The following is a 16805-nucleotide window of genomic DNA, read 5'->3' as shown; positions in this document are numbered from 1 at the left end:
CTCCTCTCGTGGGTGTGGGCGGGGATCATCCGAGGGCCCCTCTGCTGCCGAAGACGTCGATGGCCTCCGCGACACCGAAGGCCGGCGGGAGCGGTTCACCGGCGCCGTAGAGCTTCTCGGCGACCGGCCGGGGCAGCGGGAGGTGCTCGAAGTGGCCGCGGACGACCCGGTCGGCGGCGAGGGGCTGGGGGACGAAACGGGACACGGTGGCGATCCGGAACTGGTCTCGGCCGTGCGACACGACGAGCGCGACCTCCACGATCTTGCGGGAGCCGTCGGCGTACCGGGCGAGCTGGACGATGACGTCGACGGCCGAGTTGATCTGGTCCTTGAGCGCTTCGAAGGGGATCGTCACCTCGGACATGGAGCCGAGGGTCTGCAGCCGCATCAGCGCGTCCTCGGCGGAGTTGGCGTGGACGGTGGCGAGCGAGCCGTCGTGGCCCGTCGACATCGCCTGGAGCATGTCCAGGGTCTCGCCGCCGCGGACCTCACCGACGATGATGCGGTCGGGGCGCATCCGCAGGCTGTTGCGGACCAGGTCGCGGATGGTGATCTGGCCTTTGCCCTCGACGTTCGGCGGTCGGGACTCCAGACGGATCACATGCTCCTGCTGGAGCTGGAGTTCGGCGGAGTCCTCGATGGTGATGATGCGCTCGTGGGACGGGATGAGCCCGGAGAGGGCGTTGAGCAGGGTCGTCTTCCCACTGCCGGTACCGCCGCTGACGATGAGGTTGAAGCGGGCACGGACGAAGGCGGCGAGCAGCATCAGCATCTGCTCGTCGAGGGAGCCCAGGCCGATGAGTTCGGGGAGCGTATAGGCGCGCGGGAAGCGGCGGATGGTGAGGGTGGGGCCGGTCAGGGCGAGGGGCGGGATGATGACGTTGACGCGTTCGCCGGTGGGCAGGCGGGCGTCGACCATCGGGTTCGACTCGTCGACGCGGCGGTTGACCGTCGAGACGATCCGCTCGATGGTCTGCATCAGCTGCTCGGCGGAGGCGAAGCGGAGCGGTAGTTGTTCGACCCGGCCGGCCCGCTCCACGAAGATGGAGTCCGGCCCGTTCACCATGATCTCGGTGATCGACGCGTCGGCGAGGAGCGGTTCGAGGACGCCGAGGCCGAGTGCCTCGTCGACGACCCTGCGGATGAGCTGGGAGCGTTCGGAGGAGGAGAGGACCGGCCCCTCCCGGCTGATGATGTGGCCGAGGACACGCTCCAGGCGGACCCTTCGTTCGGCGGCCGCGAGGCCGGACATCTCGGCAAGGTCGATCTCCTCGAGGAGCTTGGCGCGGTAGACCGCGACGAGGTGCCCGTCCTCGCGGGCGGCCGCGCCGTCGTCGGGGGCGGCGATACGGGAGCGGAGGCTCATGCCTGTCGTCAACTCCTCTCGTTCGTCGAACGGTTCAGTGGTCGGTGGGCATGGTGGCGTGCCGGGTGATGTCCCAGCCGCTGAGCAGGGGGATGACGGCGGGGACGTGGACGGTGACGGTGGCGGTGGTGGTGTCGTCCCCCCGCTCCACGGAGGGGTCCGCGTTGAGCCAGCCGCTCACCGCGGCGCGGCCGGCGGCCTCGCCGCCGCCGTCCTGGAACGAGCCCGCTCGGGCCGCGGCCCGCGCCCCCGAACCGGCCTGGTTGATGCCATAGCCGATGAGGCCGAGCTGGATGGCGGCCATGCCGATGAGAAGGAGGATGGGCAGGAAACCGGCGAACTCCAGCATGGAGACGCCGCGGTCACTACGCAGCAGGGCCTTCATCGGTTGCTCTCCTCCAGCGCCGCCCCCGCGCTTGCGTCGACCCGCCAGCCCGGGTTGACGCCCGGGAAGAACAGGGGGACGTGCGCGGTGACCGTCGCCTTCATGACCGAGCCCGCCGGAGCGCAGCTGATGTCGGCGCCCTTCCACGCACCTGGCAGATGCTTCGCCCCCGCCGACCGGCAGGAGCCCGCCACATCGCCGTGTACGGCGTAGGCCGCCGTGGCCGCCCGTGCCGCCTCGTCGGCCGCGTTGCCCGCCAGCGAGTACGTGTAGCCGTACAGGACGCACTCCCACAGCAGCCCCATCACGATCAGGAGGAGCGGGAACATCCCGGCGAACTCCAGGGTCACCGCGCCCCGGTCGCCGCCCTTGCGCCACAGGCCCAGCGCTCCCCGGTCCGCCGACGCCTTCCGTCGTCGCCCGCCGCCGCCCTCCTGCACCGCCACCAGGCCCAGCTCGCCCGCCAGCGCCCACAGGGCCTGCTTCACGGTGGAGCGGGCGTCGAGGTCCTGTAGGCGCCCGGCGTCCACGACGGACTGGAGTTCCTTGAAGGCGGCCGGGACCGCGGCGCGGGCCACCTTGGTACCGGTGACGCGTTCGACGAGGGACGGCTGGATCTCCGTACCGCGCGAGTGGCGGTTGACGACCGTCAGCGTCTCCTCGGCCTTGCGGATCTGCAGCCGGTCCCACAGACGCACCATCCGTTTGGCGGCGCGGACCGCGACCACGTCCGGTGTGACCAGCAGCAGCGCGTGGTCGGCGACCTCGACGGCCGCGGCGGTGGCGGCGTTCATCTGGGAGCCGCAGTCGACGATCACCACGTCGTGGCGTGAGCGCAGCGCGCCCAGGACCTGGCGGGCCACCCGGTCGGTGACCTCCTCGCCACGTTCGCCCTCGGCGGGGGCGAGGAGCAGCCCGATGCCGCTGTCGTGGGTGAAGACGGCGTCCTGGAGGACGCGGGGGTTGATGTCCGTGATCTGGGCGAGATCGGCGACCGAGCGGCGGAACTGCACGTCCAGGTACGAGGCGATGTCCCCGGACTGCAGATCGAGGTCGACCAGCGCGACGGTACGACCGGAGGCCTGTGCCGCGAGCGCCAACTGTACGGCCGTGAGGGTGGCGCCGACGCCGCCCTTCGCACCGGTCACCGTGACCACCGTGCCGCCGGGTCCGGCGTACAGCTCGGGCGTGCCGCTGCGCAGATGGCGCCGCATACCGGCCGACCAGGCGGCGGCGGCCTGGACGCGTTCGGCGAGGGCGTCGTAGCCGAGGGGCAGGGTGATGATGCCGCGGGCCCCGGAGTCCATCGCGGCGGTGAGCACGCCCGTGCTGGTGTCGGCGGTGATCAGGACGACCCCCACCGCCGGGAACCGCAGCACCAGGTCGCGGATCAGGTCGAGCGCGGGGACGGGCCCGATCCGCTCGTGCACGAGCACGACCTCGGGCAGTTCGTCGAGGGACTCGCCGGCCAGCCGCGCCAGGCTGTCCAGCAGGGCCGTGGAGTCGTGGACGGGCGGGGCGGGTTCTGCGTCGGCGAGCTGGCTCAGCAGGGTGGTGAGCGCGCGGGCGTCGTCGAGGTCCCCGACGGCGGGCATGATGCGGATGGTCATCGGCGACACCCCGTACGCATGCGAACGGACATCGTGGGGACGGACCCGCCGTGGGCCGGGACGGACCTCATGGGCGGCCTCCTACTTGTCCTTGTCGAGGGTGTACGTGCGGTCGCCGGGTGTGACCGTGGTCTCGGAGCCGCCCGCGACCAGGGCGAGACGGACGTGTGTGGCGAACGACTCGGCGTAGGCGACCCGTTGGGCATCGCCCGTGTCGAGCGCGAACGTGATGGGGACGGCCTCGGTGGCGTTGCGCCGGCGGTCGTCGCTGGACTGCCCCGGGTCCAGGGCCGTGAGCTTGCCGACGTCGAGGACGCGGGCGTTGGTCACGATGACCTTGGACTGGTCGTTGCCCTTGTCGTTCTTGGCCTTGAAGGTGGCGTAGATGTTGACCCTGGAGCCGGGGTTGACCTTGCCGGCGACGCCGGTCGAGGCGTCGATCATGATCGCGATCTCCTGCTGTCCCGGCTGGAGTCCGGGCCGGCCGACGATCATGTCGCTCTGCAGCAGCGACCCCTTCAGCAGCTTGGTCACGGCGATCTTGCCGCGGATCTGGGAGAGGCTGGTGACCGCGGTGGACGACAGCCACCGCTCGGGCATGGATATCTTCTCGAACTGGTCGTCGGTGAGTTCCTTGTACGGCGCGATGTCGCTCTTGAGCCGGTACGCCGTGACCTCCGGGCCGACCTTCGTGTTCACGCCGCGGATCACCGACAGCACACCGGCGAAGGCGCCGACGGCGCACAGGGCCGAGAGGACCAGCAGGATGACACCACGACGCTGGCGTGAGTTCATGACGCGGACAACCTCGATCGGAGCGGGGGACGGCGGGTCGAGCGGTCGTACGGTCGAGCTGTGCGTGTCTACGTGCTGCCTCGAGTCAGTGCGCGGACGGCGTTGAGCGGCGGCTGGTCGGAGGATGGCGGCAGCGACGCCGAGCAGAACCCGCAGCGGTCGCCGATGAGTTCGAGGCCGCACCAGTGGCAGACCTCGCGGCGTACGGACGACACGAGCTGGTAGAGCACGGACACGTCGTGCAGGCCTGCGGTGAACTCGGCGAGCTTGCCGGTCCCCCACCAGCGTGCGGACTCCTCCGGCAGGGGCACGGTCGCGACGCTCTGCACCCGCCAGGCGGGCGCGAGCGAGGCGGTGACCCAGTCCGAGGGCGGCTGCCCCGTGGCGACGAGCATCCGGGTACCGAACTCGGGGCCCGGCAACTCCTCCTGGCCGACCCGGACGAGCTGCGGCCGAGGGTGGGCGAGGACGGCGAACTGGGCGCCCGGGACCCAGGACTTGGCGTGCGAGGCCAGCGGTACGGGCACCCGGTCGAGCTTCGCCACCGAGCCGAGGAGCGCGCCGGCGTAGATGTAGTGGGCGAGGAGCCGCGCGGACGAGGCCAGCACGCCGGGGCTGAAGTCGCAGACCGAGAGCTGCCGTAACTGCTGGGCGAGCAGGGCGAGTCCGAGCGGGGGCAGGTCGACACCGAGCAGCGCGATGCGGTCGCTCTCCAGGACGGAGCGGACGGTACGCAGTCGCTGCACGGCCGGTTCATCGCCGGAGGCGGGGTACAGGGCGATGACGTACCCGTACTGCTCGATGAGCGCGTGCATGCCGCTCAACGACTCTTCGAGCGTGGGCTGGGGCTGCACGGCGGCGGGCGGCGTCTGCCGGTCCAGCGGTGGGAGCACCAGGTCGGGACTGGTGACGGCTATCGCGATCGGCACGGCTGCACACCACCCCGTTCACTGCGGCGGGGTGGTCGACCACCGCCTCAGAAGGCCCCTGTGACATCCACTTGCGTCGTCCTGCACCAGCACCATATCCACGGCATGCCCGACACAACACCGAATCGGGAAGAACATCTCACCGAAGGTGCGGACATGATCAACGCAGCGTAGGGGCATATGCCGCAACTCACCCCATCACCTTGGGGTGTTGGTGTGGTGTTGGTGTCGCCGGAGGTTGCCGTGACGGTCCGGCGTCTCCGGACGGCCGCTGGAGTTCGGTCCCGGCGGGTGGCGCGCCGGAAGGCGGTTGCCCGGAGCCCGGCTCGCCGGCCGTCGCTGCGACTGAGGGCGTGGGTCAGTCGTCGTCCTTCTCGGAGGCGGGCTTCTCGAGGTCGGACTTCTCGGAGGTGGACTTCTCGGAGGTGGACTTCTCGGAGGCGGCGGGTTCCTCCTCGCCGTCCTCGAAGTACGCGTCCAGCACCTCGTCGATCCCGGCCTCCCACTCCGGGAAGCGTGCGCGGGAGTCGGCCTCGATCTCGATGGGATACCAACGGCGTTCCGGCGTGTGCACGGTCACCGTGAACCGCTTCCCGAACCGCGCGGTCTCCGTCTCCACGGCGCCGACCTCGTCCCAACGGAACTCGCATTCCTGGTCGTCCAGGCGAAGCCGTACACCGCGATGATCGGCGACGATCTTCGCGCGACGGTCGGACGCCTCGAAGACGGGCCCGTCGGGAGCGGAGTCCTCCTCGGACTCTTCTCCGGGTTCCTCATCGAGCCTGCTGTCGGGCTTCTCGTCGGCGTCCGTCACCGCGGAGGGTGCCGCCTCGGGCACCGCGTCCTCGACCGTGCCCTCCCGGGACGCGGTCTCGTCCGGCGTGGCGCCCTCCGGCTCGGGGGCGGACACCGGTGAGGTGAGTCCGGGGATGAAGGCCGGATCCAGCCCGGCACCGTCCAGGGGCTTGCTGCTCGAACCAATGCGCTGCTCCACAGCGGGCAGTATGGTCGAAGATCCTGTGCCGGACACAGCCGGGCCCCTCATCAACCCTGCATCGTTATACGAATCTTCACCTGATCCACTGGACGGGGTCACAGTACGACGCCCCGGAGTCGAGGGCGACCGTACCGCGACGACGTACGGAGGCGGGCAGGTGGCCGGCCGGCGCCGCGTCAGCCGAGTACGGCGAGCGCGTCGATCTCGATGAGGAGGCCGGCCGGGAGACCGACGTACACCGTCGTCCGGGCGGCGGGCGGCTCGGTGAGCGCCTGCTCCTCGAAGTAGGTGTTGTAGATCTCGTTCATCTCGGCGAAGTGCTCGACGTCCGTCAGATAGACGCGGATCATCATCACGTCGTCCCAGCCGGCGCCGCCCTCCTCGAGGATCGCCTTGACGTTGGCGAGGGTCTGGAGGGTCTGCTCGCGCAGGGTCGGGCCCGCGGGCGTGGGCGGCTTACCCTCCTCGGCGGGCAGGAAGCCGACCTGTCCGGCGACCTGGAGGATGTTCCCCTTCTTCACGCCGTGGGAGAACGCGGCGGGTGGGGTCGTGTGGGTCTTCGGAGTCAGTGCGATCTTGTCCGTCACAGTGCGTCCTTTACTGAGGCGTTGCCGGAGTACTCCCGACTGACAGCGTCCGCGGTACGGCGCACCAGCGGGAGCAGAGTGAGGAGTTCCTCGGCGGTGACGACCACGTTGGGCGCGGAGACCGACATCGCGGCGACCACCCGTCCATCGGCGCCCCGGACGGGTGCGGCGACGCAGTTGATGGACTCCTCGTGGCCACCGAGGTCGGCGGCCCAGCCCTGTTCGCGCACGAGCGCCAGTTCCTTCAGGAACGCGGCGGCGTTCGGCGTCGAACGGGGCGTGTACAGGGGGTAGTCGAGCTTCTCCGCGAGGGCGCGACGCTCGGGCTCGGGCAGATCGGCGAGGAGGAGCTTCGCGACCGCGGCGACGGTGATGGCGACCGGCTTCCCGATCCGGGAGTACATCCGCACGGGGTAGCGGCTCTCCACCTTGTCGATGTAGAGGACCTCGTTCTCCTCGTACACCGCGAGGTGGACGGTGTGCCCGCACTCCTCGCCCAGGCGGACGAGGTGGGGGTGGGCGATCCCGCGGACGTCGAGGTTCTCGACGGCCTGCTGGGCGAGGGCGAAGAGGCGGGCGCCGAGGCGGTAGCGCTGGTCGGACTGGCGGTAGACGAGCCCGTGCTCGTGCAGGGTGCGCAGGAGGCGGAGCGCGGTGGACTTGTGCACGCCGAGCCGCTCGGCGACCTGCCCGAGATCGGCGGGGCCCTCGGCGAGCAGCGGCAGGATGCTCAGCGCCCGGTCGACGGTCTGGCTCATGGGGTACGTACCTCCTCATCGGCCCGCGGTACGGCTTCGGTCCAGCCGGGGCCGAGTCGCAGTCTCTCCCACCGGGCCTCGTCGAGCGCGGCCAGGCGGTCGGCGTGGTCCCTCCAGGAGACGCTCCGCGACGAAGCCCCCGCGGAGGCCGTCGGCGGGTCGGCGAGGTCACCGGGGACGGTGAGCGCGGCGGCGGCCATGAGATGACCATGGCGGAGCCGGTCGCGTACGGGCAGGCCGCGCAGGGCGGCGGAGAGGAAACCGGCGGCGAAGGCGTCCCCCGCGCCGACGGCGGCCACCACGTCGATGTGCGGGGCGCGGACCGAGGTGGCTGTGCCCGTCGCGTCCTCCATGCCGTCGGAGTCGCTGCCGAACGCGATCGCCCCGCCCCTGCCCAGCTTGACGACCACGGTCTCCGGTTCGGGCAGCGCGTCCCGGATGGCGCGCGTGCCGTGCAGCCCCCACGCCCGACGGGCCTCGTCGGCCCCCACGAAGACGATGTCAGCCCGGCGCGCCAGCTCCAGCAGCACCCGGGGCCCGTCGGGGTCGCGCCACAGCCCGGGGCGGTGGTTGACGTCGAAGGAGACGAGCGGGCGCCCGGCCCGGGGCGCCGTCAGCTCGCGCACGAGGTCGAGGCAGTCGTCCGACAGTGCGGCCGTGATCCCGGACAGGTGCAGTACCCGGCCGGCCCGTACCGCGTCCAGGTCCGTGTTCCCCACCGTCATAGCCGAGGCCGCCGACCCCGCCCGGTAGTACGCCACCTCGTGGCCGTCGCTCGCCCGGTCCTGAGCGGTGCGGAAGTAGATGCCCGTGGGCCGCTCCGGGTCCCGCTCGACGGCGCTCACGTCCACGCCGTACGCGCCGATCCGCTCGACCAGGTGGTCGCCGAACCCGTCGGCGCCGACCCGGCTGACCCAGCGCGTGGAGTGGCCGGCGGCGGCGAGCGCGCAGACGACGTTCGACTCGGCGCCGCCGATCCCCCTCTCGAAGCAGGGCACGTCGGCCAGCCGTCCGGGCCGGGACGGCACGAACGTGACCATGGACTCGCCGAGCGCTACGACGTCCACGACGTCAGGGGCGATGGGCAGGCTGTCGGCGGTCACGATGATGGTGGCTCCTTGTCGACGGGGTCCCCTGCTCGTGCGAAGGTGCGAGAGCGCGGGGGCGGCCACGGTTGTTTCGTTGACCCCGCGTTGGCTGGGATGTTAGACAGCAGCAAGCGATATACGCAATGACTGTTGCGCATAGCGCAACGGTCAGTCAGGGAGGCCCCATGGACGCTGTCACCGCCGCCGAACGCCTCGCCGCCCTCATGGCGGAACGCGTCGACCACCGCTTCAAGGGCCTCCCGCCTGACGCCGAGGGCCGTACGCTCGCCGAACTGGCGGCCGAGCGTCGCAACCTCTTCACCGGCGGCTTCACCACCCCGGTCCTCGCCCTCTCCGCCGAGCACCTCGAACACAACCTGCGCCTGATGGAGACGTACGCGTCCCGCCACGGCCTCGCCTTCGCCCCGCACGGCAAGACGTCGATGGCGCCCCAGCTCTTCCACCGCCAGGTCGCGCACGGCGCCTGGGGCATCACGCTCGCGGTCCCCCACCAGGTGCGCGTGGCACGCCACTTCGGCATCCAGCGGGTGTTCCTCGCGAACGAACTGGTCGATCCCGCGGCCCTGCGCGGCATCGCGGCCGACCTCGCCGCGGACCCGGACTTCCGGTTCGTCTGCTACGTCGACTCGCCGCGCGGCGTCGCGTTGATGGACGCGGCCCTGAGCGGAGTCGAGCGCCCGGTGGACGTGGTCGTCGAGCTGGCGGCCGGGGAGGGCGCGCGTACCGGCGTCCGTACGGAGGCGGAGTGCGCGGCGGTCGCGGACGCCGTGGCGACGACGCGGACCCTGCGGCTGGTGGGCGTGGCCGGGTACGAGGGCGAGGTGCCGCAGGCGGACCCGGACCGGGTGCGCGCGTGGCTGCGCCGGCTGACCGCGCTGGCGGCGGACTTCGACAAGGCGGGCCGGTTCGCCGGTCTCGACGAGATCGTGGTGAGTGCGGGCGGCAGCGCCTGGTTCGACGCGGTGGCGGACGTCTTCGCCGAGCTCCCCGCTCTCTCCGCCCCCGTGCTGAAGCTGTTGCGCTCGGGCGCGTACGTCTCGCACGACGACGGCCACTACCGCAGGCTGACCCCCTTCACCCGGATCCCCGAGGAGGGTGCGCTGGAGCCGGCGTTCCGTCTGTGGGCCCAGGTGGTGTCCCGCCCCTGCCCGGAGCAGGCGTTCGTCAACGCGGGCAAGCGGGACGCGGCGTACGACCTGGACCTGCCCTTCGCCCAGGTCGTACGGCGGGGCGGCGAGGAGCGAGCCGCCACCGGCGTCTTGGTGACCGCCCTCTCCGACCAGCACACCTGGCTCCGCACGACCCCGGAGGCGGACGTCGAGGTCGGCGACTGGCTGGGGCTTGGCCTGTCCCACCCGTGCACGTCCTTCGACAAGTGGCCGCTGATCCCGGTGGCCGAGGCGGACGGCACGGTCGTCGACTACATCCGCACGTTCTTCTAGGAGCGCCCATGTCCCCCATGGGCTTCGCAGACCTCGTCCTTAGGGACGCGGACGTCGTCGACGGCAGTGGCGCCTCCTCCTACCGCGCCGACGTGGCTGTCAAGGACGGCAGGATCGTCTCGATCGTCAAGGAGGCCGCGGCGGCGGGCTGCGGGCGCCCCGCGGCCGTACGGGAGCTGGACGCCGAGGGCCTGGTCCTCTCCCCCGGCTTCATCGACATGCACGCCCACAGCGATCTCGCGCTGCTGCGCGACCCGGACCACAGCGCCAAGGCCGCGCAGGGCGTGACGCTCGAAGTCATCGGGCAGGACGGGCTGTCGTACGCGCCGGTCGACGACCGCACGCTCGCCGAGGTGCGCCGCGCGATCACCGGCTGGAACGGATACGGCGACGACATCGACTTCACCTGGCGGTCCGTGGGCGAGTACCTGGACCGCCTGGACGAGGGCATCGCGGTCAACGCGGCGTACCTGATCCCGCAGGGCACCGTCCGGATGCTCGCGGTCGGCTGGGAGGACCGGAAGGCGACGCCCGAGGAACTGGAGCGGATGCGGCGGCTGGTCGCCGAAGGGATGGAACAGGGCGCGGTCGGCATGTCGTCCGGGCTGACCTACACGCCCGGCCTGTACGCCACGGACGCCGAACTGATCGAGCTGTGCCGGGTGGTGGCCGCGTACGGCGGCTACTACTGTCCGCACCACCGTTCGTACGGGGCGGGCGCCCTTCAGGCGTACGAGGAGATGGTCGCCCTGGCCCGTGAGGCCGGCTGCCCGCTCCACCTCACGCACGCCACCATGAACTTCGGCGTCAACAAGGGCCGGGCCGCCGAGCTGCTGTCCCTGCTCGACACGGCGCTGGCAGCGGGCGCGGACATCACGCTCGACACCTATCCCTACACCCCGGCCTGTACGACGCTGGCGGCGCTGCTGCCGAGCTGGGCGAGCGAGGGCGGGCCCGAGGAGATCCTCGCCCGACTCACCGACGACCGCGTCGCGATGCGGATCCGGCACGACCTGGAGGTCGTGGGCGCCGACGGCTGCCACGGTGTGCCCGTCGAGTGGAACACCATCGAGATCTCGGGCGTCAGCGATCCGAGGTTCGGGGCGTACGTCGGCAGGACCGTCCAGGAGTCCGCGGACCTGCGCGGCGAGACGCCGTGGGCGACCGCCCGCCGTCTCCTCGTCGAGGACCGGCTGGGCCCGACGATGCTTCAGCATGTGGGCAACGAGGAGAACGTCCGGGCGATCATGCGGCACCGCGCCCACACCGGCGGCTCCGACGGCATCCTCCAGGGCGCGAAACCGCACCCGCGCGCGTACGGCACCTTTCCGCACTACCTCGGCCGGTACGTCAGGGAGCTGGGGGTGCTCTCGCTGGAGGAGTGCGTCGCCCGTCTCACCGGTCGCCCGGCGGCCCGGCTGCGCCTGCCGGACCGCGGCCTGGTCCGTGAGGGCTACCGTGCCGACCTGGTCCTCTTCGACCCGGCCACGGTCGCGGCGGGCGCCACCTTCGAGGAGCCGCGCACCCTACCGACGGGCATCCCGTACGTACTGATCGACGGCCGTTTCGTGATCGAGGACGGGCGGCGCACGGACGTGCTGGCAGGGCGGGCGGTCCGACGGACTCCGCTGTGACCGCCCGCCCGCGGACGGTCCAGGGTCTTTCGCTTGGATCAGGCCAGACCCCGCGAGCCCGGCCTGATCCGAACGAGCGGCCCTACGGCTTGGGCAGGACGCAGCCGCTCGCACTCAGGTCGAGCACGTTGCCGGTCTTGAAGCACGCGGGGATCTGGTAGGTCTCCTCGGCGTAGTTGATGCCCTGGCGGACGGTCACATTGCCGCTCTCGTCGACCTCGCAGGGGTTGTTCACGGTGCAGGTCGCGCCGTCCTCGTTGCCGGTGTTGTTGACGGCGACGACCGTGCCGGTGGCGTTGTCGATGACCGGCGACCCCGAGGTACCGCCGATGGTGTTGCAGGCGGAGGTGTAGCGGACCGAGTCCTTCCAGGTCCAGCCGCCCTCCTTGAGGCGGTACACGAACCCGTCGATGTTGCAGCTGTAGATGCGCTTCCAGTAGCCGGAGACGACCTTGATGGCGGTACCGGCGACCGGGTGCGTGTTCGCGACGGTCAGCGCGCTGATGCCGTACGCGCTTCTGATCTGCGCGTAGCTGGTGGTGAGCTGGTAGATCGTGACGTCCGTGTCGGTCATCGTGGAGTACACGACCTTGTTCGCGCGCAGTGTCGCGACCTTGGTGCCGGCGGAGTTGAGCAGGCCGAAACTGCGGCTGGAGGACTGGCCGACGATGACCTGGCCGGGCGAGGGGAAGCCGGTCTCCAGACAGTGGCCGTTGGTCAGCACGAGCGCCGGGTCGCTGTCCGCGGAGTTCGGGAAGCGGACGACGGAACCGGAGCAGTTGCTCAGCGAGACGGTGCCGGCGAAGTCGACGGCCTGGATCGTCGCCTTCTTGGCAGCCGTGCCGGTGGTTCCGGCGGACGGGGCCGCGGTCCCGTCCGCCGCGATCGCAGGTGCTGTGCCGGCTCCGGCGATCGCCAGCGCGAAGAGCGCGGCTGCGAGAGGCTTACGCATGTGGGGGGTCCCCTCCTGGTGGGAGCGATGACGTGGACGGCCGGAGGGTTTCCGGCCCCCCGTCTTTGTCATGCGCATTTTTAATTGAGGGGGGCACGGGGACAAGGAGGGGTTTTCGGCCACGCGGTGGGGACACCTCCATACACCGTCGGAACGACGTACCGGTCGCCCCGCGCGGGCTGGTTCCGACCTACACCTGACACACGTTCAGCGGAACCCGGCACCCGTTGTCACGACGGGATCACGCACGCCAGACACGACCCGACCACCGGGCGACAACACCCCAGACCCCCCGCCCACGTGGTGCAAAACACGCGGCGCGAGGCGCGGCACGGCCGTAAGCTCGCGGATATGCAGGTGATCCAATCCACGAAGCTCGCCAACGTCTGCTACGAGATCCGGGGCCCGGTTCTCGAGGAGGCGACGCGACTGGAGGCAGCGGGTCACCGCATCCTCAAGCTCAACACCGGAAACCCGGCCGCCTTCGGCTTCGAGTGCCCGCCCGAGATCCTGGAGGACATCCTCCGCAATGTCTCCACGGCGCACGGCTACGGCGACGCGAAGGGCCTGCTCGCCGCCCGTCGGGCGGTCGTGATGCACAACCAGACCCTCGGCATCGAGACGGACGTCGAGCACGTCTTCATCGGCAACGGCGTCTCCGAGCTGATCGTGATGGCGATGCAGGGCCTGCTGAACGACGGCGACGAGGTTCTCGTACCGGCGCCGGACTACCCCTTGTGGACGGCGGCGGTGTCACTGTCGGGCGGCACGGCCGTCCACTACCGCTGCGACGAACAGTCGGACTGGATGCCGGACCTCGCGGACGTGGAGCGGAAGGTCACCGACCGCACCAAGGCGATCGTCATCATCAACCCGAACAACCCGACGGGCGCGGTGTACGACGAGGCGATGCTCCGGGGCCTGACGGACATCGCGCGTCGACACAACCTCCTCGTGTGCTCGGACGAGATCTACGACAAGATCCTCTACGACGGCGCGTCCCACATCCCGACGGCTTCGGTGGCCCCGGACCTGATGACCCTGACCTTCAACGGCATGTCGAAGGCGTACCGGGTGGCGGGGTACCGAGTGGGCTGGATGTCGGTCTCGGGCCCCCGGGCGCACGCGGAGTCGTACATCGAGGGGCTGACGATCCTCTCGAACATGCGGCTGTGCGCGAACATGCCGGGGCAGCACGGCGTGGTGGCGGCACTGAGCGGCCGCCAGTCGATCAAGGATCTGGTGCTGCCGGGCGGGCGACTGAAGGAGCAGCGGGACACGGCGTACGAGCTGCTGACCCAGATCCCGGGTGTGACGTGCGTGAAGCCGAGGGGCGCGCTCTACCTGTTCCCGCGCCTCGACCCGAAGGTCTTCAAGATCAAGGACGACCGGCAGATGGTCCTGGACCTGCTGCGGCGCGAGAAGATCATGGTCGTGCAGGGCACCGGCTTCAACTGGACGGAACCCGACCACTTCCGGGTGGTGACCCTGCCGACGGTGGGAGATCTGACGGCGGCGATCACACAGATCGGGAACTTCCTGGACGGCTACAGCCAGCCCTGACACTCACATCGAACTTCCCGTACGTTCACCCGAGGAGGAGCTGGACCTCCAGCTCGCGGGACGTGCTCGCGCGGTCCGCGTCAGGCGAACCGCCGGGTCCCTCGTCAGACTCCCACGAGTTGCTTCGAGCCCAGCTTGCGTCGCGCGAACTGGAGGTTCTCGATCACACGCTCGCGGTGTACGGCGGGCAACTTGCCGCCTTCGAGCAGACGTTCGCAGCAGCTCTGCGACTCTTCGTACGCTCCGAGCCAGTAGGCGGACACCGCGAGTTCGTCGAGCGCCTGCCAGTCATACCAGCCGTACTCGACGAACAGGGTGTCGCTCGAGTACGGGATCCTTGCCGCCTGCCGCGCGAACAGGTGGGCGAGCGGCCAGCGCCGCCCGGCGCGGCACAGGCGCGCGAGGTCGCCGAGGGCTTCGGCGCGTGAGGGGCGGCTCTCGTACGCACGGAGGTAGCGGTCCATCACCTCGGCCGACGGCCGCTCCAGCCGTTCCGCGAGCCGTGCGGCATAGAGGTGGGCACAGAAGACCTCCTCGGCCCAGCCGCCCATGGCCGCCCGCCGGTCATAGGCTTCGAGGGCCTTCTCCGGCTCCTCCGCGTCGCGCCAGCTCTGCGCGAGGTAGAAGACATAACGGGCGTTGTCGGGCTCCTTGGCCAGGCCCTGCTGGAGGATCTCCGCGTCGCGCAGATACTTCTCCCGCCCGCCTTCGTCCCTGTCGCGCGCCCCGCCGCCCACGACGAGGATGTGGGCACCTTCGAAAGTCCCGAGAGTGAACTGTGCATCGCACTCGAGGTACTCGTGCAGGACACCGACGTAGCGCCACGGCAGCCGCGTCGAGACCAGGGCGGGACGCCAGTGGACGAGGGGCCCATGGTGCACGGCGACCCTGTAGCCGTCGCGAGTCAGTTCCGGCACGCGAAAGCCGGGCTCCATCTCCATGACGTCGTCGGCGTCCATGAAGAGCAGGTAGTCCGCGCTGGCGCGGGCGAGTTCGATCGCCTCGGTGCGACTGCCGTCATACCCCTTCCAGGGTCGTTCGTGCAGCTCACCGGGCAGATCGCCGTAGACGTCGCGGATGACGTCCTGGGTGCCGTCGGTCGAGCCCGTGTCCACGATGACCCATGTGTCGATCAAGGGCCGTACGGATTCGAGACAACGCCGGATCACCGGGGCTTCATCCTTGACGATCATGTTCAGGCAGATCGTTGGCTTCACGGGCACCATCCAACTCAATGGCGAAAAACGACCGATGCGTGAAGATATTCGGCCACTCAAGGCCACGCAAAGAGGCCGCACCGGAACAGTCGTTTTTCCGCCCGAACGACCGCGTTCGAGCAGGCGGATCACACGGTCCTCATCCTTTACGATCATGTTGCGGCGAGGGCTCTTCGTGGCTTTGCCTTTTCTACGATGAAAAGGCACGCTGCCGACTTTCAGGTGATCGCTCGTCCCGCCTGCCATTCCGGCCGCCCCACACATGGGTATAAGGGAGCAGTTCCTGCCGCAGTCAGGTCATGGGAGATATTCATGGTAGTCGTCGCGCCGCTTCCCCCTCCGCGCGAAGAAAGCCGGAGCACCGAGGCGGTCGAGCCCAAAAGGCGCGGGACGGGCGCCTGGCTGTGGCCGTTCGTTCTCACCCTGGGCCTGACCAGCCACGGCCTCACCGCTTCTCTGCTGGGCCGCGATGAGTTGGTCACTTGGGACATGGTGAACCGCGACACCGGCCAGATCCTCGCCACGCTCCAGAACGTCGACGCCGTGCACGGCACGTATTACCTGCTGATGCACGCGTGGGTGGGACTCTTCGGAGATTCCGTCATCGCCCTGCGGCTTCCCTCGGTTTTCGCAGTGGCCGGAGCCGCGTCCGTCGTGGGCCTGATCGGAAACCGGATCTTCGGATACCGTCAAGGAATTCTGGCCGGAATTCTCTTCGCGCTCTTCCCGGCGGTGAGCCGCTACGGCCAGGAAGCGCGTAGCTATGCGCTGGTGATTCTCGCCGTCAGCCTCGCGACACTCCTGCTGCTGCGGGCTCTCGACAGGCCCCGCATTCCGTGGCGATGGGCCGCCTACTCACTCACTCTGACCGTCGTCGGACTTCTCCACCTGATCGCGCTGTCCGTCGTGCTCGCCCACGCCTGCCTGCTCGCGGGACACGCACGACGCGACCGCTCCCTGTGGTGGAAGTCCGCCCTCGCCGTCCTTGCCGTCGCCGCCTGCGTCACCCCGGTCGCCCTGCTCGGCCGTTCCCAGGCCCAGCGCCAGCTGTACTGGGTCCCGGAGCCCGACGCCTGGGCCCTGCTCTCCATCTTCACTGACGTCTTCGCCTCCGCCCTGTGCGCCGGAGCGCTGGTCACCCTCGCCCTCCTGGCCCGCTCACGCGGCAAGGCCCCCCTGATCCTGTGCGCCGTCTGGGCCCTTCTCCCCCCTGCCCTCGTCTGGCTCGCCTCCCACGGCGAAGTCTCCTACTTCCGCCACGTCTACGTGCTCTTCACCCTCCCGGCCTGGGCACTCCTCGCCGGCGCCGGCCTCGCCGCGGCCTCTGGGCCGTGTTTCGAAAGTCCCGCCTGTTCCGCGTCGTGGGGGCGGCGGGGGGGGGGGCGGGGGTGTGGGGGCACCCCCCCCCCCCCGAAAACCCCCCCCCCCCCCCCCCCCCCCCCCCCCCCCCCCCCCCCCCCC

15 protein-coding genes are annotated in these 16805 nt (G+C 70.3%); 4 read left to right on the top strand and 11 right to left on the bottom strand.

The features are described 5' to 3' along the window. Positions 1-25 precede the first annotated feature (25 nt). The 9 genes from ACWDEX_RS25695 to ACWDEX_RS25655 all read right to left on the bottom strand — a co-directional run bounded on the left by ACWDEX_RS25695 (position 26) and on the right by ACWDEX_RS25655 (position 8530). On the bottom strand, positions 26-1366 hold the full coding sequence (locus ACWDEX_RS25695) for a CpaF family protein (protein WP_450466342.1): 1341 nt from the start codon (positions 1364-1366) through the stop codon (positions 26-28). A gap of 34 nt (positions 1367-1400) precedes the next feature. Then, positions 1401-1751, bottom strand: coding sequence for a TadE/TadG family type IV pilus assembly protein (locus ACWDEX_RS25690; RefSeq protein ID WP_450466341.1), 351 nt, complete (start codon positions 1749-1751; stop codon positions 1401-1403). After that, positions 1748-3361, bottom strand: a complete 1614-nt coding sequence (locus tag ACWDEX_RS25685; protein ID WP_450466339.1) for an AAA family ATPase — start codon at positions 3359-3361, stop codon at positions 1748-1750. Before ACWDEX_RS25685 ends, ACWDEX_RS25690 begins: the two co-directional genes overlap by 4 nt. Before the next feature lie 81 nt (positions 3362-3442). Beyond that, entirely contained in the window at positions 3443-4156 is a 714-nt protein-coding gene (gene cpaB, locus ACWDEX_RS25680; protein WP_450466338.1) for a Flp pilus assembly protein CpaB, read from the bottom strand. A gap of 68 nt (positions 4157-4224) precedes the next feature. After that, complete coding sequence (locus ACWDEX_RS25675; protein WP_450466337.1) at positions 4225-5085, bottom strand: hypothetical protein; 861 nt, start codon at positions 5083-5085, stop codon at positions 4225-4227. A gap of 358 nt (positions 5086-5443) precedes the next feature. Beyond that, entirely contained in the window at positions 5444-6079 is a 636-nt protein-coding gene (locus ACWDEX_RS25670) for a hypothetical protein (RefSeq protein ID WP_450466336.1), read from the bottom strand. Between the two features lie 179 nt (positions 6080-6258). After that, positions 6259-6669 (bottom strand): RidA family protein, encoded by a 411-nt coding sequence (locus ACWDEX_RS25665; RefSeq protein WP_450466335.1) that lies wholly within the window; start codon positions 6667-6669, stop codon positions 6259-6261. Further along, a complete protein-coding gene (locus tag ACWDEX_RS25660) occupies positions 6666-7427 on the bottom strand; it encodes an IclR family transcriptional regulator (RefSeq protein WP_450466334.1) in 762 nt (253 codons plus the stop codon). Before ACWDEX_RS25660 ends, ACWDEX_RS25665 begins: the two co-directional genes overlap by 4 nt. After that, complete coding sequence (locus tag ACWDEX_RS25655) at positions 7424-8530, bottom strand: sugar kinase (protein ID WP_450466333.1); 1107 nt, start codon at positions 8528-8530, stop codon at positions 7424-7426. Before ACWDEX_RS25655 ends, ACWDEX_RS25660 begins: the two co-directional genes overlap by 4 nt. 170 nt (positions 8531-8700) lie before the next feature. Between ACWDEX_RS25655 and ACWDEX_RS25650 the strand changes: the two genes are divergently transcribed. Both ACWDEX_RS25650 and ACWDEX_RS25645 read left to right on the top strand, forming a co-directional pair. After that, positions 8701-9978, top strand: a complete 1278-nt coding sequence (locus ACWDEX_RS25650) for an amino acid deaminase (RefSeq protein ID WP_450466332.1) — start codon at positions 8701-8703, stop codon at positions 9976-9978. Between the two features lie 8 nt (positions 9979-9986). Beyond that, on the top strand, positions 9987-11612 hold the full coding sequence (locus ACWDEX_RS25645; RefSeq protein ID WP_450466331.1) for an N-acyl-D-amino-acid deacylase family protein: 1626 nt from the start codon (positions 9987-9989) through the stop codon (positions 11610-11612). Positions 11613-11694: 82 nt separating this feature from the next. Here ACWDEX_RS25645 and ACWDEX_RS25640 read toward each other — a convergent pair whose 3' ends face one another. Next, on the bottom strand, positions 11695-12564 hold the full coding sequence (locus ACWDEX_RS25640) for a trypsin-like serine peptidase (RefSeq protein ID WP_450466330.1): 870 nt from the start codon (positions 12562-12564) through the stop codon (positions 11695-11697). 351 nt (positions 12565-12915) lie between these two features. Here ACWDEX_RS25640 and ACWDEX_RS25635 point away from each other — a divergent pair, with 351 nt between their 5' ends. Further along, on the top strand, positions 12916-14127 hold the full coding sequence (locus tag ACWDEX_RS25635; protein WP_450466329.1) for a pyridoxal phosphate-dependent aminotransferase: 1212 nt from the start codon (positions 12916-12918) through the stop codon (positions 14125-14127). A gap of 104 nt (positions 14128-14231) precedes the next feature. On the opposite strand, the gene ACWDEX_RS25630 is transcribed toward ACWDEX_RS25635, so the two are convergent. Beyond that, positions 14232-15344, bottom strand: coding sequence for a glycosyltransferase (locus tag ACWDEX_RS25630; RefSeq protein WP_450466328.1), 1113 nt, complete (start codon positions 15342-15344; stop codon positions 14232-14234). A gap of 312 nt (positions 15345-15656) precedes the next feature. On the opposite strand from ACWDEX_RS25630, the gene ACWDEX_RS25625 reads away from it, so the two are divergent. Further along, on the top strand, positions 15657-16805 hold a 1149-nt coding region (locus ACWDEX_RS25625), incomplete at its 3' end, for a glycosyltransferase family 39 protein (protein ID WP_450466327.1).

This window comes from Streptomyces sp. NPDC001020, assembly GCF_053599115.1.
This window is presented reverse-complemented; position numbering and strand designations above follow the sequence as displayed.